We start from the raw sequence: 19,690 nt of genomic DNA, 5'->3' as shown, positions 1-19,690 counted from the left end.
ATGCCCTCCGCCTTGCTCGACCTGCTGCCCTGGCTGGCACTGCCGGCAGCCTTTGCTCTCGATGCGGTGCTTGGTGATCCCCGTGTCCTGCCCCACCCGGTCCGCTGGATGGGCCGCGCCATCGAGAAGGCTGAGCCTTTTTTCCGTGCACGCATACCCAACGAGCGGCTGGCCGGACTGCTCTTTGCCCTGTCCCTGATCCTCGGCTGTTGGGGGCTTGCCGCCCTCACCGTCCGCCTGGCCTATCAGGTCCATGGCCTATGTGGCTTTGCCATCGAGACCCTGCTGCTTTTTTACTGTTTGTCCGCCCGATCGCTTGCCCAGGCCGGGATGGAGATCCACGCACTCCTGACGGCGGGCGAGGTGGACCGGGCCCGGGCCCAGGTGGCGATGATTGTCGGCCGCGATGTCGAGCGGTATCAGGCCGACGACATTGCCCGGGCAACGGTGGAAACGGTGGCCGAAAACGTGGTCGACGGAGTCCTGTCGCCGCTCTTTTTCGCCGCCATCGGCGGAGCGCCCCTGGCCATCGCCTATAAGATGATCAACACCCTCGATTCGATGGTCGGCTACAAGAATCCGCGCTACCTGCTGTTCGGCCGGGCAGCCGCCCGCATCGACGACGTCGCCAATTTCCTCCCGTCCCGGCTGTCCGTGTTGGTGATCGCCCTTGCCGCCCGGCTGATGACGGGCCTTACCAGCAAGCACGCCCTGAGCACGGCCTGGCACGAAGGGTCGCACCATGCCAGCCCCAATGCCGGCTATCCGGAGGCGGCCTTTGCCGGTGCCCTGGGGGTGCGCCTAAACGGCCCCAACTTCTACCACGGTGTCCTTGTCGACAAACCCTTCATCGGCAAGGCCTTGGGGACGGTCGGCATCCACCACATCAAACTGGCCTGCCGCCTGATGACCCTCACTTCCTTGCTCGGTTGTCTTGGCGCCTGGATAGCGTCGATGTGGCCGCTGTTGTAAACGCCCTTCCTGTTCCTCCGGAAAGGCAAAGCCCGCCAACCGGTCCATCACCTCTTTTGCAGTTCTGGGGAGCCTCGACATGACAAAACATCCGGCGCAAACGCTTTTCCTGGTGGCCTGCCTTTTTTTCCTAGGCGCAAGTCTCGTCTCGGCAGCAGATGCCGGCGTCCAAGGGAACGCCGATAACGACATCCAACAAAAATGGGCCGAGGCGATGAAAGGCATGCAACCAAAGCCCGCTGCCGATCAGCCCGAACTCGCTCCCCTGACGCCGGAGCCTTCACCAGAACTGGCGCCCTTGCAGCCTGATGCCCCACCGGACCTGCCATCGCTGCCGCCGATCAACTGGACCGGCCAGGTGACCTTGACCTGGAAATTGGTCGTCACCCCTCCCAAGGAAGAGCAGGAAACCGAGCACGCCATCAACTGGTCCCTGCCGAGACCCGGCAAAGGGCTGACCCGATCAACCTTCAAGGAATCCACCGACTACCGTGCGGTGGTCAACCTTGTTCCGACGGAAAAGAGGAACGGAGAGTCCAACGCGGTGGGTACGCTCAACTATGAGTATGCGCAAACAACTGAGAGCTACGCCAGGCAGCCGGTCTATTGCAGGACGCCAAGCGGGCCAACAGACGGCGAGGTGACACGAACCGGGGAGTACACGATCTACACGGTCAACGGAGGATACCAGCAAGGCAAGGCCGAAAAGAACCTGGTCGGCAGTGACGGCCGTGCCTGGGTCGAATGGCAGGCGGGTGGCTGGGTGCTCCACCTGACAGTCAAGGATGTGGAGGTCAACGCCGAACTCTACACCTTGTGGAAAACGATATGCAGTTGCGATCCACCCAAAAAGGACGATGAACCATTCAAGCCCTTTAAGGAACTGATGACCATCAAGTCGATCCCTTTTCAGCAGGACATTCCGACCGGGGACAAAAACCCCAAGGCAACCAAACTGGCGGGCTCAAAAAACATCCCCCTCAAAGACGCCAAGGGAAATCCCTATATCACCACGGTCAAATGGGATGTGCGGATTGGTCAGGTGAAACCTTGACAATGAAATAGTTTCAGGGGTGCTGGGTGTCCGCTTCAATTCGCTAAAAAAATGCCGATCTCACTCAAAGGCGGGATCGGCACAAAAAACAACGTGGGGACAATTTCAGATCAACCAAATCGGCCCGTGATATAATCCTCGGTCAACTGGTGGCGGGGGTTGGTGAAGATGCGGTCGGTGGAACCGACCTCGACCAGATCACCCAGATGGAAGTAGGCAGTGCGCTGGGAAACCCGCGCCGCCTGCTGCATGTTATGGGTGACAATGACGATGGTGTACTGCTCTTTGAGCTCGGTGATCAGGTCCTCGATGGTAGCGGTGGCAATGGGATCAAGGGCGGAACAGGGCTCGTCCATGAGGATAACCTCAGGCCGCACGGCAATCGCCCGGGCGATGCACAACCGCTGCTGCTGACCTCCGGAAAGACCGGTGCCCGGCTGGTCGAGGCGATCGTTGACCTCGTTCCACAAACCCGCTTTTTTGAGTGAACTCTCCACAATATCCTGGAGTTCGGTTTTATTGTTGACTAGGCCGTGGATCTTGGGGCCATAGGCGACGTTATCGAAGATCGATTTGGGAAAGGGGTTGGGTTTTTGAAAGACCATGCCCACCTGGGCCCGCAACGGTACCACGTCCACTTTTTTATCGTAGATATTGAGTTCATCCAGGAGGATCTCACCGGTGACCCGGCAACTGGCCACCGTATCGTTCATCCGGTTGAGGCAGCGGAGAAAGGTCGACTTACCGCAGCCCGAGGGGCCGATCATGGCCAAGACCTCGTTCTTGCCGACATCAATGCTGACATTTTTGATGGCGTGCTTGTCGCCGTAGAAGACGTTGACCTCGCGGCAGACCATCCGGGGTTCTTCGACAAAGGGAAGCCCCACGGTCGTCCGTTGATCGCGGTCCACCTTGCGCGTCTTGGCCGTCGGAGTGGCCTCCGCCTCATTTTTCTCCATCAGTGCATCCCGCATGTCCAAAACCGTGCCCATTGCTGTTGCCATCGTTCCCCTCCCACCGCTTGAGCCTTGCTGTTCTCGCTCAGACAGACATTGTTCTTCCCTTTCCAGGCCTCTGGCCCTGAGTGCCTACAGGGGCAGTCGGGTACATTCCCGCCTGCCCCTTTTGTGCTGTGCACCGTAGCCGGACACGGTGTGCCGTCGTCCGGAGTGGTTGAGATCTATCCAGGAACTCGCGGACGTCTGGGTTGTTTAGAACTGATTATTCACCAAAACCTTCAGGGCTTTGGCATCGGCTGCTACAGTTTTCCGCTCATCCTTCGGTGAAGGGATCAGGCCCTTCTCGGCAAGATACCCTTCTTCACCCCAAGCCTTCTCGCTGGTGAACTCGGCCAGATACTCGGCAATACCGGGGATAACGCCGACATGGCCTTTTTTCACATAAATGAACAGCGGCCGGGAGACCGGGTATTTGCCGGAGGCGATTGTCTCAAATTTGGGGGTCTCGCCATCGATGACCGAGCCCTGCACCTTGTCGCCATTCTGATCCAGGAAGCTGAAGCCGAAGATACCAAAGCTTTTCGGATTGGCTTCCAGCTTCTGAATGATCAGATTGTCATTCTCGCCGGCTTCGATGTAAGCGCCGTCTTCGCGAACAGTCCCGCAGACAGCCTTAAACTTCTTCTCATCCGTCTTTTTCATCGCCTTGATCGACTCAAACGCGCTGCATCCTTCATCCATCACCATTTCAACAAAGGCATCGCGGGTACCGGAGGTCGGGGGCGGACCAAGGACCTCGATCTTGTCCGCGGGCAGCTTGGCGTTCACATCCTTCCATGTTTTATAGGGATTGGGGACCAGTTTGTCGCCGCCATCCGGGCTCGGGACTTCCTTGGCCAAGGCCAGGAAGATCTCCTTGCGGCTTATATTTATCTGCGGGGCCTTCTTGCTGTTGGCAAGCACGATGCCGTCATATCCGACTTTTACCTCAACAATCTCAGTCACGCCGTTTTTGCTGCAGGTCTCCATTTCCGTTTTTTTGATCTGCCGTGAAGCATTGCTGATGTCCGGGCTATCGACACCCGCACCGGCGCAGAACAGCTTGAAACCGCCGCCGGTGCCGGTGGACTCGATTTTGGGGGTCTTGAACTTGGTGGTTTTACCGAACTGCTCGGCGACGGCAGTCGAAAAGGGGTACACAGTGGAGGAGCCGACAATCGAAATGTAATCGCGGCCATCGGCGGCCTGAGTGGTAGTGGCGGCGGCAATCAGCAATGAGGCGGCTGCCAGGGTGAATCCTAATTTCTGCATGGGAAAATCTCCTTAAATAAATAATCTGAATGTGTATGAGAAAAACAGTACATCCGTTCTGTTAGCTTTCTGTAAGCAAACCGTTCCGATTGCGTTACCAGCGGCGTTCAAACTTGTTGCGCAAAAAGACCGCAGCGGCGTTCATGGTCAGCAACAGGAGGAGCAAAACCATGATTGCCGCCGAGGTCCGTTCGACAAAGGCCCGTTCCGGGCTATCGGCCCAGAGATAGATCTGCACCGGCAGGACGGTAGCCGGATCGTTAAACCCATGGGGGACATCGACAATGAAGGCCACCATGCCGATCATCAGCAGCGGCGCGGTCTCCCCCAAGGCCCGGGCCATGCCGATGATCGTGCCGGTCATCATGCCGGGCATGGCCAGCGGCAGGATATGATGGGTGATCGTCTGCATCTTCGAGGCCCCGACGCCCAGCGCCGCTTCCCGGATGGAAGGCGGCACCGACTTAAGCGAGGCCCGGCTGGCAATAATGATGGTAGGCAGCGTCATCAGGGTCAGCACCAGGCCACCAACCAGGGAGGCCGAACGGGGTAGATTCATGAAGTTGAGAAAGACCGCCAGCCCCAACAGACCGAAAACAATCGAAGGAATGGCGGCCAGGTTGTTGATGTTGACCTCGACCAGGTCGGTCCAACGGTTTTTCGGTGCGAACTCCTCAAGATAGACCGCCGCCGCTACACCGATGGGGAAACTGAGCAGCAGGGTGACGATCAGGGTGAACATCGAGCCCATGGCCGCGCCCCGGATACCGGCCAGTTCGGGTTCGCGCGAGTCACCCGCCAAGAAGAAAGTGGTGTTGAACTTGCCCGCCACCCGGCCTGCGGCTGTCAGCTGATCGATCCAAACCATCTGCTTGTCGCTGATCTGCCGCTCGGATTCAGGAACGTCACGGGGAAAGTAGCCCTTGACGAACATGTCGACTGTATCGTCGGCCAGGACCCAGATCGCTTTGGTGGAGCCGATCAGTTCCGGTTTATTCATCACCATCTCCTGAATCGTATAGGCAGCACCAGTACTGATGAGTTTACCGAGGAGGCGCTTGTCCTGACGACTGTCGACCTCGGGAAACAGGGCGAAGATCGCGCTCCGCACCAAGGCGGCATAGTCGGCGGTGGCGAGATTGTTGACATCAAGCACGGCCGGATCAAAATGGATGTCAAGCAGAACCTGAGTCTGGCGAAAGGCGGTATAGCCCTTGGCAGCAATCGAGCCGAGCAGCAGCACCAGGAACAGCAAGCTGACGACTATGGCCGAAAGGCCGAACAGCCGGAACCGCTTTTCCTTGCGGTAACGCGCGGCCAGGCCGACGTTGACCCGGTCCATGGTGGAAATTTTATGTTCCTTGTTCATTGGGGTCTTCCTTTATTCGTATTCTTCACGGTATTTGCGCACCACATAGAGGGCGATGACGTTGAGCACCAGGGTGACGACAAAAAGCAGCATGCCCAGGGCAAAGGCGGCGAGCGTCTTGGGACTGTCGAACTCCTGGTCACCGACCAGGAGGGTAACGATCTGCACAGTCACCGTGGTCACCGCCTGCAGGGGGTTGGCGGTCAGGTTGGCAGCCATGCCGGCGGCCATGACCACAATCATGGTTTCACCAATTGCCCGCGACACCGCCAGCAAGATCGAACCGACGATGCCCGGCAGAGCGGCGGGCAGGATGACCAGTTTGATCGTCTCGCTCTTGGTGGCGCCTAACCCGTAGGAGCCGTCGCGCATGGATTGGGGGACGGCATTAATGACGTCGTCGGAGAGCGACGAGACAAAGGGGATGATCATAATGCCCATGACCAGACCGGCGGCCAGGGCACTCTCGGAAGAGACCGACAGACCGGCCATCGCGCCCATGTCGCGGATGAACGGAGCCACCACCAGGGCGGCAAAAAATCCGTAGACCACGGTGGGCACCCCGGCGAGGATCTCCAACAGAGGTTTGACAATGGCGCGGAATTTAGGTCCGGCGTATTCGGAAAGATAGATAGCCGACATCAGACCAAAGGGCACGGCGATGGCCATGGCGATACCGGAAATGAGAAAGGTGCCGGCCAAAACAGGAACAGCGCCGAAGCTGCCGGAACTGCCGACCTGATCGGCCCGCATCGCCATCTGCGGGCTCCATTTGAGGCCAAACAGAAAATCGAAAAATGGCACCTGCTGAAAGAAGCGGATCGACTCAAACAGCACCGACAGGATAATGCCGATGGTTACAAAAACCGCGAAGGTGGAACAGAGCGTCAGGATAATCTCAATGGCGAGTTCGACCTGGTTGCGTGCCCGCAGCGTCGGCCGGATCTTGGCAAGCACCAGGTAAGCCGCCACCAGGGCCGTTGCCAGGGCCACCACCGCCAGGGCGATGTTGCTGATCCGGAGCATACCGGTATACTGGTCAGCGGCGGCCTGAAGCAGGGGATCAACCGCACGGGCCATCACATTGCCGCCCACCAGGTTGCGCATGTCGTTGACCAGGAGATTCAACTGATCGGGACTGAGGTTCCCCTTGGTCGCCGCAACGCCCTTGATGGCCATCTGGGTGAGCAGAGGATCGGCGGCCATCTGCCAGACGGCGACGATGGCAAGTGCCGGTAGGGCGCACCACAGAGCGGCAAGCATGCCGTAATAGCCAGGCCGGGAATGCATTTTCCCAGCCGAAGGCTGGGTTGCGAGGGCAAAGGCTCGCCGACGACCCTGCCAGTAGGCAAGCGTGGATAGAACAAGAACCACAGAAATAAGCAGCAAAGGCGGCATGGATGCTCCACAAATTGGCGGCGAGATCATCTCGCCTGCATTGGATCTCTACGTTATCGATGCTATATTAAAGGCCGGTTCGGCCTTGATGAGGATTGTGTTAGGATTCTTGCGCCGGTTGGCGCAATATGGTTAAGAAAGGATTAAGAAAGAATATTAGGAGAGAGGAGGACAAGCGACTTCTCCCTGAAACATCGCGTAAGCGAGGCCACTGGGACAACCCGTTCCACAGAAGATCACACGAGGTGTTCCTTGAATCTGCGCTCTTTTTGGGCTGATCTGCGCCGCCATCACAAGCCGACCTACGGCGCCCTGCAGATCCTCCGCTATATCGGCCCCGGATTGCTGGTCACCGTCGGCTTTATCGATCCGGGCAATTGGGCCTCCAACATTGCCGCCGGTGCCGAATACGGTTACGAATTGCTGTGGATGGTGACCCTCTCCACCGTGATGCTGATTGTCCTGCAGCATAACGTCGCCCACCTGGGGATTGTTTCCGGTCTCTGCCTCTCGGAAGCAACCAATAAATACGCACCGCCATGGATAAGCCGGATCGTCCTCGGCTCGGCAATGCTGGCCTCGATCTCCACTTCGCTGGCGGAAATACTGGGCGGGGCCATTGCCTTGAACATGCTGTGCAACATCCCCATGCCGGCCGGGGCTTTTCTCGTGGTCTGCTTTGTGGCCATCATGCTGTTCACCAACTCGTACCGCGCCGTTGAAAAAATTATCATCGGCTTTGTTTCCGTCATTGGTCTCTCCTTTCTCTATGAATTGACTTTGGTCAATATCGATTGGGCCAGCGCCGGCATCGCCTGGATCACCCCCAGTTTCCCCAAGGGCAGCATTATGATCATCATGAGTGTCCTCGGCGCAGTGGTCATGCCCCATAATCTTTTTCTCCACAGCGAAATCATCCAGAGCCGGCAATGGAATCTAGAAAATGAGGCGGTGATCAAAAAACAGCTGGATTATGAGTTGTTCGACACCTTATTGAGCATGCTCGTCGGCTGGGCGATCAACAGCGCCATCATCCTCCTTGCGGCCACCACTTTTTTCACAACCCACACCCCGGTCAGTGAACTGCAGCAGGCCCAAAGCCTCCTGACACCGCTTCTCGGCAACAATGCGGCGGTGGTTTTTGCCGTTGCCCTGCTCTTTGCCGGCGGCGCCTCGACCGTGACTTCCGCCATTGCCGGCGGTTCGATTTTTGCCGGAATCTATGATGAACCCTATGACATCAAGGACACCCACTCGCGGCTCGGAGTCTTCATCTCGCTCATCGGGGCGTTTTTGCTGCTGCTGCTGGTCAACAATGCCTTCAAGGCCTTGATTGTTTCCCAGATGGTGTTGAGCATCCAACTGCCGCTCACCATCTGCATGCAGATTTACCTGACCTCCTCGCCGCAGGTGATGGGGAAGCATGTCAACCCGCTGTTGACCAAGATCATGCTGTGGACGATTGCCGCGGTGGTCTCCGGATTGAATGTGCTCCTGTTTATCAGCTTCTTTTGATCCGGAAACTGTGGTTTCACCCAGACTCGATCAACGATGCAACCAAGAACAAACAACGGCCGGCGCGAGAGAGGTTGCTTGCTCTCGGCCAACTTAAAAACTCCACCCTTTCACAGGAGAGGACATGGGAAAATGTATCGGTGTGTTGACTGCGGGCGGTGACAGTCCCGGCCTCAATGCGGCCATCCGGGCCATCAGCAAGAGCGCCCTCCACGCCTACAACATGCAGGTGATTGGCTTCCGCGACGGCTTTCGCGGCCTCATGGAGAACCGCACCGTTCTGCTCGAAGGCGATATGCTGTCGGGCATTCTCACCCTGGGCGGGACCATCCTCGGCACCAGCCGGGACAAGCCGCACAAAATGCCGGTCGGCTCCAAGGTGCAGGACATGACCGAAGTGATGATCGACAATTATAAACGCCATAACCTCGAGGCCCTGATCTGCATCGGCGGCGGCGGCACCCAGAAAAATGCTTATCGGCTCGCCCAGGCGGGCATGAACATCCTCACCCTGCCCAAGACCATCGACAACGATGTCGCCATGACCGACATCACCTTCGGTTTTGACACCGCCCTGTCAATCGCCACCGACGCCATCGACCGCCTCCACTCCACCGCTCACAGCCACCACCGGATCATTGTGGTCGAGATCATGGGCCACAACACCGGCTGGCTGGGACTGGGTGCGGGATTGGCCGGCGGCGCCGACGTCATCCTTATCCCCGAGATCCCCTACGACGTCAATCAGGTAGCCGACGCTATTCGAAGGCGTCGGCACCGGGGCAAAAATTTCAGCATTGTCGCCGTCTCCGAGGGCGCGCTGTCTCAGGAGGACACCTTGGAGCTGACCCGGCTCACTGAGAAAAAAATGGCGGCCAAGGAAGAGAAAAAACAAAAAAAGGCTGCTGCAACCCTGGAGGCGTTCCTGGCCCACCAAGCCACCAACACACTCCGTCTTTCGGCGCAGTTGGAGGCGCTCACTGGCCTGGAAAGCAGGGTGACCATCCTGGGCCACCTCCAGCGCGGCGGCACGCCCACAGCCGCCGACCGCATCCTCGCCACCCGGTTGGGATCGGCCTGCGCTGCCGCCGTCGACGATCAACGGTTCGGCTGCATGGTGGCGGTCAAGGGCGAGTCAACGGAACTCGTGGACCTTGCCGAGGTGATCGGCAAACGCAAGGTCGTGCCGCTTGATCACCCCTGGCTCCGGGCTGCCCTGGAAACCGGCACCTGCCTGGGTAATCATATTTATTAGGTGTGCAGGTGGTCAAACTGCAGTCTGTGCTGTGGGAGGTCTAACAGACTGAAATCCTCAACCTGCCCATCCTCATCGTTCACTGCGGATCTTCGCTGCTGCGGACGATCTCGCCTTCCACCAGATAGATGATCTCTTCGGCGATATTCATAGCCCGGTCGCCGATCCGCTCGAGATGACGGGCAATCAGGTAGATGTTGACCAGGCAGGCGGCGTTGTCGCCGTGACGGCCGATCTCCGCAATCACGGCTGTATAGGCTGCATCGCGCAACCTGTTGACCTCGTCATCCATGAGGAAAATCTGGCGGGCCAGGGCCGCATCCTCGGTTACCAGGGCGTCCAGGCTGGCCTTGATCATCTCCAGGACCTTGGCGGCCATGGGCTGATAGTCGAGGAGAAACACAGAACCAGGCGGGCTGCATTTGTTGATGGTGACCACCCGTTTGGCGATGTTGACTGCAATATCGGCGATCCGCTCCAACTCGTTGTTTATTTTGATGATCATGACGATCAGGCGCAAGTCGCGGGCCACCGGCTGATGCAGGGCAAGGATCTTCAGGCACTCCTCTTCCACCCGGATCTCCATGTCGTCGATCTCCCAATCAGCGGTTATGAGCGCCTGGGCCTGGTCCTCGTTTCTGGTTTCCAGAATGGAGCAGGCCCGGCGCAGACGGTCCTCCACCAGGGTGCCCAGCTTAAGGATCGTCTTTTTCAAATCGTCGATCTCGCGATGGAAATACATATGTCTGCTCACAGGATTCCTCCGGTTTGTGTTCTTGGCGTGCGAAGATAAGGCAACAATCCTACATATACCCTTCCCACATTATCGCTCGATTAGAAACCCGTTAGGATAGCGTTAGCTTTTTTCTTTTCTGTTGCAACACTGGCGGGGCTGCATAACAGTAGCATGAAACATCATGCAGACATGACTGCGGGAGAGCACAGTGAAGAAACAACGCATCCTGGTTGTCGAGGACGACACCGACATCCAACAGCTGGTCAGTTACAATCTGATCAAGTCCGGATTTAACGTCACCTGCGCCGATACCGGCGAGGAGGCCTTGCAGTTGCTCAGCCGGGAGCCGGTCGATGCCATGGTGCTCGACCTGATGCTGCCCGGCAAGGACGGCAACGAGGTCTGCCGGGCGGTGCGCAACCAGGAAGCGACCAAGGGGTTGCCGATCATCATGCTCACCGCCAAAAGCGAGGAGGACGACATCGTCGGCGGTCTGGAGTGCGGGGCCGATGACTACGTCACCAAACCCTTCAGCCCCCGGGTGCTGATCGCCCGCATTGAGGCGGCCCTGCGCCGGACCCCCGAGCCGGAGAGCGAACCGGACAGCACCGCTGGGCTCATCAGCCGCAACGGCATGGACATTCACCCCGGCCGGCATGAAGTGCGGGTGGACGGTGAGGAGGTCCATCTCACCGCCTCGGAATTCACCATTTTAGAGCTGTTGGCCGGCCGGCCGGGTTGGGTCTTTTCCCGCCAGCAGATCATCGACCAGATCCGGGGCTACGACTACAGCATCACTCCCAGGGCCGTGGACGTGCAGATCTTCGGCCTGCGCAAGAAGCTGGGAGACGCCGGGGCCTGCATCGAAACGGTGCGGGGCATCGGCTACCGGATCCGGGAATAGCTCACCCGATCAGCTCTGCCCAACCGCTTTAACCACCCATTCCGGGAGCACTGGCCTCATCACTGACTCCTGACCGAGAAACCCCATGCGAAACATTCGTCTTTTCTGGCAGATCTTTCCTGCCTGCGTTGGCATCACCCTCGTCTCCATGCTGCTGGTCGTCTGGCTGGCAACCACCACCGGCCGCGATTTTTATATCGATCACCTCAAGGAGGAGATCCGCGAGCGGGCGCTCCTGATCGGACCGACCGTCGCGGTGCTCAGCCGGGGCGAGGAACGGCCCTTTCAGGAATTCGTCCGGCAGACCGGGAGACGGGCCGCGACCCGGATTACGGTCGTTGACGCGGGCGGTGTGGTTCTGGCCGACTCCAATGAAGACCACGCCCTCATGGACAATCACGCCCAGCGGCCGGAGGTTGCCCCGGCCCTGACCGGGGAGACCGGTTATGCGCTGCGCCACAGCCGGACCTTGGGTGAATCCATGCTCTATGCCGCCATACCGGTCAAACTCGGCGCCGACGAGCATCGCGGTGCCCTGCGTCTGGCCATCGCTGTCACTCCGGTCGAGACCATGCTCGCCCTGCTGCACAAGAAAATGCTCGGAATCTGTCTGGCCGTCATTGGCCTGGCCGTCCTGCTCTCCCTCTATTCCGCCCGCCGGATCAGCCGGCCCCTGGAGGAGATGAAACGGGGCGCCGAACAGTTAACCAAGGGCCGCATCGACCAACTGGTCAAGATCAACAGCGAGCACATGTCCGTGGAAATGGCCGGCCTGGCCGCCTCGATCAACGAGATGGCCGAGCAGATCAACCGCCGCATCCGCATCATCATCCAGCAGCGCAACGAACTGGAGGCGGTTTTTTCCAGCATGGCCGATTCGGTGGTGGCCATCGACGCCGACAAACGAATCATCCGCATGAATCAGGCGGCCGCAGCGCTGTTCACCCTGCCCTCGGAGGTGGTCAAGGGCAAGGCGGTCGAAGGGGTCATCCGCAACGCCTACCTCCTGGAAATGATCGATTTCACCCTGACCCATAACGCCCCGCAGGAACAGAAAGTCACCCTGTTCAACGGCGCCGATCCAATCCTGCTCCAGACCCACGCTGTGCCCCTGCGCGACGAGGACAACAAAAGCATGGGCATGCTGCTGGTGATGAACGATCTGACGAAGCTCAACCGGTTGGAGAATATTCGCCAGGACTTTGTCGCCAATGTCTCGCATGAACTGAAGACGCCGATTACCGCAATTAAGGGTTATGTCGAGACCCTGCTCGACGGGGCGCTCGACGACCAGGACAATGCCCGCCGCTTCCTCGGTATTGTCATCCGTCAGGCCAACCGGCTGGATGCAATTGTCGATGATCTGTTGACGCTTTCCCGCATCGAGGACCGGGAAAAAAAAGAGGAGATTACCCTGATGACGGGCGAGGCCGGGGCGGTCCTGGAGAACGCGCTTCAGACCTGTGCGGTTCTGGCCGACGAGAAGGAGATTATTGTTCAGGTGGATTGTGACGATGCGCTCTATGCGCCGATGAACCTGCCGCTGGTGGAGCAGGCGGTGATCAACCTGCTGAAAAACGCCCTGGCCTACAGCCCCAGCGGCTCGCTCGTCACCCTGCGCTGCCACGGCAGCAGGAACAGGCACGGCGAGGCCTTTGTCCATATCAGCGTCATCGACAACGGCCCCGGTATCGGCAAAGAGCACCTGCCCCGGCTATTCGAGCGGTTTTACCGCTGTGATAAGGCCCGAGGCCGTGACCAAGGCGGCACCGGCCTCGGACTGGCAATCGTCAAGCACATCGCCCATCTCCACAACGGCACGGTGGAGGTGGAAAGTGTTCCCGGCAAGGGATCGACCTTCACCATCACCCTGCCGGCAGCGCCGCGGGAACAACAGGAGGATGGAGCCGACTGAGCCCCTTCTTGCGATGGTTCAGGGGGATTGCAGTGCTTCCCGCACCGCCTTGGCCAACGACTGGATGGTGTAGGGCTTTTTGACATAGCGCCGGGCCCCCAGTTCCATGGCCTTCTGCACCCGGTCGGTCTCGGCGTAGCCGCTGACGATAATCGCCCGCTGGCCGGGAGAGAGGGCCAGGGCCCGCTCATAGGTTTCCAGACCGTCGATTCCCGGAGCCATGATCATGTCAAGCAGAAGGAGATCAACCGGATGTTCGGCCAGATACGCCAGGGCCTCTTCGCCGCTGGCAGCCGTCTCAACCCGGTAGCCCAACAGATCGAGTATGGCCTGGGCCAGTTCCCGCTGTTCACGAACATCATCGACCAGCAGCAGGGTTTCGCCGTTGCCCTGATACTCGGCCGGATCGGCCGCCGGACCTTCCTCCACCGTCTCCTCACGGGTGGCGGGAAAATAGAGCTCAAAGAGGGTTCCCTTACCCTCCTCCGAAGAGACGCTGATGTGGCCGCCGTGATCCTGGACCGTGCCCCAGACCACAGTCATTCCCAGGCCGGTACCGCTCCGTCCCAGCTTCTTTTTTGAGAAGAAGGGCTCGAAAATATGAGCAAGATCGCTCTCGGCGATGCCTACTCCCTCATCACCCACGACAAGCGTCACATAATCGCCCTCCTTGATCTGTTCGCATCCCGGCAAAGGCTGGTCGATGTACCGATTTTCCGTGGCCAGACGAATCACGCCGCCTCCCGGTTGGGCCTCGACGGCATTGATGACCAGGTTCATGAGGGTTTTCTGCAGATGCACCGAGGATCCCTTTATCCGCAGCAGATCAGGAGCAAAGGCTGTCTCAAATCTGATATCGGGATTATGGGTCCGCAGCTTGAGGTGTTCGGGGGAAGCCAGGTAGCGCTCGATGAGCGTATTGAGGTTGAGCACCACCGGCTGCATTACCCCTCGACGGGCCAGAGTCAGCAGATCCTGGACGATTTCGCTGGCCTTAAGGCCGGAATCACGCATAATCTCGATATAGCGGCGTTGCGGACTATTGGCGGGCAGACTCGCCAGCATCAGATCCGGGTAGCCGACAATGGCTGAGAGGACATTGTTGAGATCGTGGGCCACGCCCCCAGCAAGCATGCCCAAGGCCTCCATCTTGCGGCTGTTGTTGAGTTGTTCCTTGAGCGTGTCGATGGCCTCGGCCGCCCTGTTGCGCTCATCAATCATCTGATTGGCGGCCTGGGCCAGCCCCTTGAATTCGGCAAAATGGATGGCCCGCTCGTCGACCATGCTTGACCCGGTGGCGGCCCGTTCGAAGAAGGCGGTGAACCCTTTGAGGTTGGCGGCAATCTTGCCGGAAATATAGCGGGAGAGAACAACAATGCACAGCAGGCAGAGCAGCAGGGTGCCCACGATCCAGCCGAGACTGCGGACGATCTTGCTTTCAAGGGCGGCCTTTTTCTGCGCCAAAATTTCGTTGATCTCGTCGATATAAACGCCGGTTCCGACCATCCAGCGCCACTCCTTGATCGCCCGGGCATAGGTCATCTTGGCCGCCGGCACTCCGGTCTGCGGGCGGATAGTAGCGACGTATTCGAGAAAAACTCCGTCTTCTACTTGACTGCGCCGGATCAGCTCCTGCAGCACCGGAACCCCGTTGGGATCGCGGAAGTTCCACTGATTCAACCCAATATTTTCTGGTTTATAATGGGCCAGGGTTGTGGCCTCGAAATCATAGACAAAAATGTAGCCGTCCTTACCGTAGCGGATGGTGTTGATACGGGCCAGGGACTGCTGCTGAATTTCCTGTTCTACATCCTCGACATATTCACCGGTGCCGATCCACCAATTGAAAGGGGCAAAAACCTTGACGTAGCCGATCTTCTTCGCCATCTCCTTGGTTTCACCGGGTTTGTACCAGTACCATTCGAGAAAACCCTCACCCTGCTCCCGGACCATCTCCACCATCCGACGAATGGTGTATTGGCCCTGGCTGTCCTGCAGGTCCCAAAGATTTTTTCCCTCAAGCTGAGGTGACAAGGGCAGAAGGACATTGTTGCCCTGCATGTCATATATAAAATAATAGCCGCGGTTGTCGTGAAAGCGAACCGGACGCAGGGCCTCCCTGATGAGCCCTTTGACCTCCTCCTCGCTCTTGCTCTGCTGGTAGCGGTTGTAGATGTTATCGGCAATGGCGTGGCCGCGCTCGACCTGAGCCTGGAGTTCTTTCTTGAGGCTGTGTTCGGTGGTGGAACGCTGGTATTCGATATAGTCGACAACCCGGTCAACCTCCTGCTTGACCAAGGCCTTCTGCCCGGCCAGATACTCCTCTTTTAATTCACGCGACTCCACCTCGAACCGCCGGTATTCCTGCACAATCGACAGGGCGGCGACCAGTCCGACCGACAGGAACGCCACGGTGACCATGCTCCAAAGCAAGGTTTTATGAAGATTGTTGAAAAGATGCATACTCCTCAGAGCGGTTTGATCCGATTGGACTGATGAGAGGCGACGCACTTTCCTGGGTTGGATCCCGAGAGGTCATGCATCAGGAAAAATAACAGTTTTCTTTCTCCATTAAAGAGGCCGGAGAGCATCGCCGTCAATCTTTTTCGACTGGTCTCGAATTTTACCGCAGTTCCTCTCAAGGGACTGTCACCCTTAAGAAATCGCATCCTCCTGCCCCCTGCTGCTCAACACGTCCTGTTTTCAAGCACCAGGGAGATCGGCGGTGCACCGGCCTTTGTATTGGTCCACCCGCGGTCCATTCTTTCCTCCAAGCTGCATTTCCGGGACATGGGGGAACAGGCTTTGACATTCTTCGTTCCCGTGCGCCACCTCTTCACATTCATGCATAATTCCGAGAAGCTGCATGCCTTGCGGCAGAATCGTGGCGTGTCTTTGTCGTGGCGTGGCGGCTTGTTGTCGTGGTAAATTATCAAGGTGCAGGTCATAGTGCGGGCATCACCACAACAAAGAGGGCAACATGTCGATTCAAAAATTGCGTTTGCAGCATGACTGGTCGCAGCAGCAACTTGCCGACGCCAGCGGATTGAGTGTCAGAACCATTCAGCGCCTTGAAGCTGGCAATCCGGCCAGCATCGAATCGCTCAAATGTCTGGCCGCCGTCTTCGAAGTAGATTCTTCAACCCTTCATCCGGAGCGCACCATGACAACCGCAACCGATTCCCTCAATGACACGCAGGAAGAAGACGCCTTTGCTTATGTGCGAAAACTTCGGGGGTTTTACCTGCACCTGTTGCGATACATCTTCATCGTTCTGGGACTGCTGGCCGTCAATCTCATTCTGACCCCCCATCGGATGTGGATATATTGGGTGATGGGAGGCTGGGGACTGGGCCTGCTGATGCATGCCGCCCGTGTCTTCAAACCCCAAAGTTTTCTTGGCCCGCAATGGGAACGACGGCAGGTCGAAAAGCGTTTAGGGCGCCCTCTGTAACCAGGAAGGAGGGTCTTCCATGCACGAGGAACGTTTCTTTACTGATTCCCGGCTTCCGTTTTTCGAATGCCGGACCTCACAGGACAGCACCCGCACCTACACACCGCCCATGCATCGCAGCTTCAGTATCGGCGCGGTCGAACGGGGAGAGATCCTCTATCGGGTGGCCGCCTGAATATTCAGGATCGAAAAATTGGCCGGGGCCATGCTGGCGGTCTTCGGCCTTCTCCTGGCCCTTGACTGAAAGCCACGAGCAAACTTTGGAGCAGAACCATGACACACGGCGAGTATTACTTTGAGGAAGGTTGTTTCATCACCGAACTGCACAACAGCGCGGATGATCCGGCGGTGTCCGTGGCCCGTGCCCGGGTGGAACCGGGCCACACCACCCGCTGGCATTGTCTTGAGGCCATCCAGGAACGGTATGTGATGGTTGAGGGCAGTGGTCTGGTTGAGATCGGTGGCGAGGCGCCGAGGGTGGTGCTCCCTGGCGAGGTGGTGCAGATCCCGCCCGGCTGCCGGCAGCGGATTACCAACACCGGATCGCGTGATCTGCTTTTTCTGGTCGTCTGCACGCCGCGCTTTACCCTGACTGCTTACCGTGACCTGGAAACAACTGGTACACGCCAAGGGAATGCGGAAAGGCCTTAGCCCCTGGAATCGGGGTGAATAGCAAGGGGTTCAGCGCCCATGTTTGCAGGAGTTGTGGCTGGATCAAATCTGCGCAGCGGTTCTTCGGCGCGGGCAAAGGCCAGCAGGGTCGATCCCGACGGCAACTGTCGCGTCCGGTGGCTACCCAGTCCGCATCGGCTGGCGGCATCAATGATGTCGTCCTGGCGATGAGTTTTGCCGTTGTAGGTATTGAGCATCATGTGCAGATCGTACAGCGCCCCGCGCCAATCGGTATCGGCAAAGAAATCGTGGACTATCAGCAGCCCCTGGGCTGAGGTTTTGCTCACCGCCTTGCGGAGTATTAGGAGGCTCTCCTCTGTCCCCTGGCAGTGGAGGACATTGGAAAGCAACACCAGGTCACAGTCCCGGTCCGGGATGCGGTCCAAATCCGAGGATTCCTTGTCCAGCAGATTGCAGCCGCACCAGGTGACCCGCTCACGCCAGGGGGTCAAACGGCGATGGAGTTCTTCCGAGGCGATGATCTCCGGCAGGTCGCAGAAAATCGCCGACCACTCGGGGTTGCGCCGCAGGAACTCGGCGATAAACGCGCCCGAGCCCGCCCCGAGATCAAGCATTATCCCAGACGGCGGCAGGCCGGGGCAGCACTGCCACACTTCCGCGGCGCGCACGCCGGCAGCTTCATCCATGGCTCCGAGATAACGGATTCGGGCCTGGTGCAGTTCTTCCGGGGACTTGTCGCCGGCGGCAAAGATCCGGCCGCCTGTTTTCAGGGTAGCGTCCAATTGACTCCAGGACAGGCGCAGTTGCTGTTCAAAGTCCAATGTCCGTCGCAGCGAGTGGGGTGAATGGCGCTCCAGGTAGGGCTTGGCCTCTGGGCTCAGGCCGTAGCGGTTCTCCTCTTTGCCCAAGAACCCCAACTGGCAAAGGCAGTCGAGGAAGCGGCGGCCATATTCGAGATCCCAGCCGATAGCGGCGCAGATCTCCTCGGCGAAACCGCCCTGGGAAGCAAGGAGGTCAAACAGTCCAGATTCATGGGCCAGCATCAGAACAGCGGAGCCCCGGTATCCGGTCAGCAGATCGGAAAAAGCGAGAAACGGCGAGCCGCGGTCCTCCGCCTGCATCATCCCTCCTGGGCGTTGCGGATGCCCACCTCGGCAAAAGTTTTGATGTCGGCCAGCACCCGAGTGGCGGCATCGAGCAGATGCATGGCCACCGCCGCGCCGGTGCCCTCGCCCAGCCGAAAATCGAGATTGAGCAGAGGCGTGAGGCCCATCCGTTCCAGCATGCAGCGGTGACCGATCTCCACCGAGTTGTGGCTGGCAAAGAGGTAGGCCTTGGCCGCAGGGGCGAGTTCGCAGGCGATCAAGGCACCAGCAGTGGAAATCAGCCCATCGCAGAGCACCGGAATGCCACGGGCGGCTGCACCGATCACCAGCCCGGCCAGACCGCCGATTTCAAAGCCGCCGACCTTGGCCAGCACATCCAAGGCGTCGGTGGGATCGGGGTGATGCAGGGCGAGCGCCCGCTCAATCACCGCGATCTTATTCTGCAGCATGGCCTCATCGATACCGGTTCCCCGGCCGGTGACGGTGCGTACCGGCAGGCCCGAGAAGGCGGCGATGATCGCCGAAGAAGGGCTGGTGTTGCCGATGCCCATGTCGCCGGTGCCGAGCAGGTCCAGGGATTCCCGGTCCACCAGCTGATTGACAATCTCAATCCCCGCCGCCACCGAACGAATCGCGTCAGCCCGGCTCATGGCCGGTGTCTTGGTAAAATTGGCTGTCCCCTTGCCGATCTTGCGATGAAAGATAGGCAGGTCCGGAGGAAAATCATGGTTCACCCCCAGGTCGGCGACCCGCACCTCGGCCCCCGAATGGGCGGCGAGGACACTCACCGAAGCGCCGCCCTGGACAAAATTGTAGACCATCTGCGGTGTCACTTCCTGGGGAAAGAGGCTGACCCCCTCCTCGACCACGCCGTGATCGCCGGCGCAGGTGACAATCATTTTTTTGCGAAACCGGACATCGAGCGTGCCGGCAATGCCCGCCAACCGGGCGGCCAACGGCTCAAGGATGCCCAGGCTCCCCTGGGGCCGGGCCTGGTCGGCGAGCCGTTGCAAGGCTGCCTGGTGGATGGTGGTGTCCGGAGGACGGATAGCGTTGATGGTCTGCTGGACGAGTTGCATATCGATGCCTTGGTGGTGGATTATATTCGG

General features: G+C 58.8%; 18 protein-coding genes. 10 read left to right on the top strand and 8 right to left on the bottom strand.

The genetic code is table 11. The features are described 5' to 3' along the window. Both cbiB and ACHZCX_RS12695 read left to right on the top strand, forming a co-directional pair. Complete coding sequence (cbiB, locus tag ACHZCX_RS12700; RefSeq protein ID WP_319587597.1) at positions 1-972, top strand: adenosylcobinamide-phosphate synthase CbiB; 972 nt, start codon at positions 1-3, stop codon at positions 970-972. 79 nt (positions 973-1,051) lie between these two features. After that, complete coding sequence (locus ACHZCX_RS12695; RefSeq protein WP_319587596.1) at positions 1,052-2,026, top strand: hypothetical protein; 975 nt, start codon at positions 1,052-1,054, stop codon at positions 2,024-2,026. A gap of 110 nt (positions 2,027-2,136) precedes the next feature. On the opposite strand, the gene pstB is transcribed toward ACHZCX_RS12695, so the two are convergent. The 4 genes from pstB to pstC form a co-directional block, all read right to left on the bottom strand. After that, on the bottom strand, positions 2,137-2,985 hold the full coding sequence (gene pstB, locus ACHZCX_RS12690; protein WP_394708831.1) for a phosphate ABC transporter ATP-binding protein PstB: 849 nt from the start codon (positions 2,983-2,985) through the stop codon (positions 2,137-2,139). A gap of 252 nt (positions 2,986-3,237) precedes the next feature. Next, positions 3,238-4,296 (bottom strand): PstS family phosphate ABC transporter substrate-binding protein, encoded by a 1,059-nt coding sequence (locus ACHZCX_RS12685; protein ID WP_319587595.1) that lies wholly within the window; start codon positions 4,294-4,296, stop codon positions 3,238-3,240. A gap of 94 nt (positions 4,297-4,390) precedes the next feature. Then, positions 4,391-5,665: a phosphate ABC transporter permease PstA gene (pstA, locus tag ACHZCX_RS12680; RefSeq protein ID WP_319587594.1), complete on the bottom strand. Its 1,275-nt coding sequence runs from the start codon at positions 5,663-5,665 to the stop codon at positions 4,391-4,393. Between the two features lie 12 nt (positions 5,666-5,677). Then, positions 5,678-7,063, bottom strand: coding sequence for a phosphate ABC transporter permease subunit PstC (gene pstC, locus ACHZCX_RS12675; protein WP_319587593.1), 1,386 nt, complete (start codon positions 7,061-7,063; stop codon positions 5,678-5,680). Here pstC and ACHZCX_RS12670 point away from each other — a divergent pair. From ACHZCX_RS12670 to ACHZCX_RS12660, 3 genes are all read left to right on the top strand, one after another. Beyond that, on the top strand, positions 7,062-7,199 hold the full coding sequence (locus tag ACHZCX_RS12670) for a hypothetical protein (protein ID WP_319587592.1): 138 nt from the start codon (positions 7,062-7,064) through the stop codon (positions 7,197-7,199). The two genes, pstC and ACHZCX_RS12670, sit on opposite strands and share 2 nt — an antisense overlap. Positions 7,200-7,315: 116 nt before the next feature. After that, the gene (locus ACHZCX_RS12665) at positions 7,316-8,578 is read left to right on the top strand and encodes an Nramp family divalent metal transporter (protein ID WP_319587591.1); all 1,263 of its coding nucleotides are present in this window, start codon (positions 7,316-7,318) and stop codon (positions 8,576-8,578) included. A gap of 124 nt (positions 8,579-8,702) precedes the next feature. Further along, on the top strand, positions 8,703-9,833 hold the full coding sequence (locus ACHZCX_RS12660; RefSeq protein WP_319587590.1) for an ATP-dependent 6-phosphofructokinase: 1,131 nt from the start codon (positions 8,703-8,705) through the stop codon (positions 9,831-9,833). Between the two features lie 79 nt (positions 9,834-9,912). On the opposite strand, the gene phoU is transcribed toward ACHZCX_RS12660, so the two are convergent. Then, positions 9,913-10,587, bottom strand: a complete 675-nt coding sequence (gene phoU / locus ACHZCX_RS12655) for a phosphate signaling complex protein PhoU (RefSeq protein ID WP_319587589.1) — start codon at positions 10,585-10,587, stop codon at positions 9,913-9,915. A 190-nt stretch (positions 10,588-10,777) separates the two neighbouring features. Between phoU and ACHZCX_RS12650 the strand changes: the two genes are divergently transcribed. After that, positions 10,778-11,473, top strand: a complete 696-nt coding sequence (locus tag ACHZCX_RS12650; protein ID WP_319587588.1) for a response regulator transcription factor — start codon at positions 10,778-10,780, stop codon at positions 11,471-11,473. Between the two features lie 85 nt (positions 11,474-11,558). Continuing rightward, complete coding sequence (locus ACHZCX_RS12645) at positions 11,559-13,388, top strand: ATP-binding protein (RefSeq protein WP_319587587.1); 1,830 nt, start codon at positions 11,559-11,561, stop codon at positions 13,386-13,388. A gap of 18 nt (positions 13,389-13,406) precedes the next feature. On the opposite strand, the gene ACHZCX_RS12640 is transcribed toward ACHZCX_RS12645, so the two are convergent. Continuing rightward, positions 13,407-15,851 carry a cache domain-containing protein gene (locus ACHZCX_RS12640; RefSeq protein WP_319587586.1) on the bottom strand — a complete coding sequence of 815 codons (2,445 nt, stop codon included), beginning with the start codon at positions 15,849-15,851 and terminating at the stop codon, positions 13,407-13,409. Between the two features lie 517 nt (positions 15,852-16,368). On the opposite strand from ACHZCX_RS12640, the gene ACHZCX_RS12635 reads away from it, so the two are divergent. From ACHZCX_RS12635 to ACHZCX_RS12625, 3 genes are all read left to right on the top strand, one after another. Further along, positions 16,369-16,842: a helix-turn-helix domain-containing protein gene (locus tag ACHZCX_RS12635; RefSeq protein WP_319587585.1), complete on the top strand. Its 474-nt coding sequence runs from the start codon at positions 16,369-16,371 to the stop codon at positions 16,840-16,842. Positions 16,843-16,861: 19 nt separating this feature from the next. Further along, complete coding sequence (locus ACHZCX_RS12630) at positions 16,862-17,017, top strand: hypothetical protein (RefSeq protein WP_319587584.1); 156 nt, start codon at positions 16,862-16,864, stop codon at positions 17,015-17,017. 98 nt (positions 17,018-17,115) lie between these two features. Beyond that, positions 17,116-17,493: a cupin domain-containing protein gene (locus ACHZCX_RS12625; protein ID WP_319587583.1), complete on the top strand. Its 378-nt coding sequence runs from the start codon at positions 17,116-17,118 to the stop codon at positions 17,491-17,493. Here the strand turns inward: ACHZCX_RS12625 and ACHZCX_RS12620 are convergent. Both ACHZCX_RS12620 and cobT read right to left on the bottom strand, forming a co-directional pair. Next, the gene (locus ACHZCX_RS12620; protein ID WP_319587582.1) at positions 17,490-18,599 is read right to left on the bottom strand and encodes a methyltransferase; all 1,110 of its coding nucleotides are present in this window, start codon (positions 18,597-18,599) and stop codon (positions 17,490-17,492) included. The two genes, ACHZCX_RS12625 and ACHZCX_RS12620, sit on opposite strands and share 4 nt — an antisense overlap. Continuing rightward, positions 18,596-19,660 carry a nicotinate-nucleotide--dimethylbenzimidazole phosphoribosyltransferase gene (cobT, locus tag ACHZCX_RS12615; RefSeq protein ID WP_319587581.1) on the bottom strand — a complete coding sequence of 355 codons (1,065 nt, stop codon included), beginning with the start codon at positions 19,658-19,660 and terminating at the stop codon, positions 18,596-18,598. Before cobT ends, ACHZCX_RS12620 begins: the two co-directional genes overlap by 4 nt. Positions 19,661-19,690: the final 30 nt, after the last annotated feature.

Source organism: uncultured Desulfobulbus sp. (assembly GCF_963662935.2).
Taxonomy (GTDB): Bacteria; Desulfobacterota; Desulfobulbia; order Desulfobulbales; family Desulfobulbaceae; genus Desulfobulbus.
This window is presented reverse-complemented; position numbering and strand designations above follow the sequence as displayed.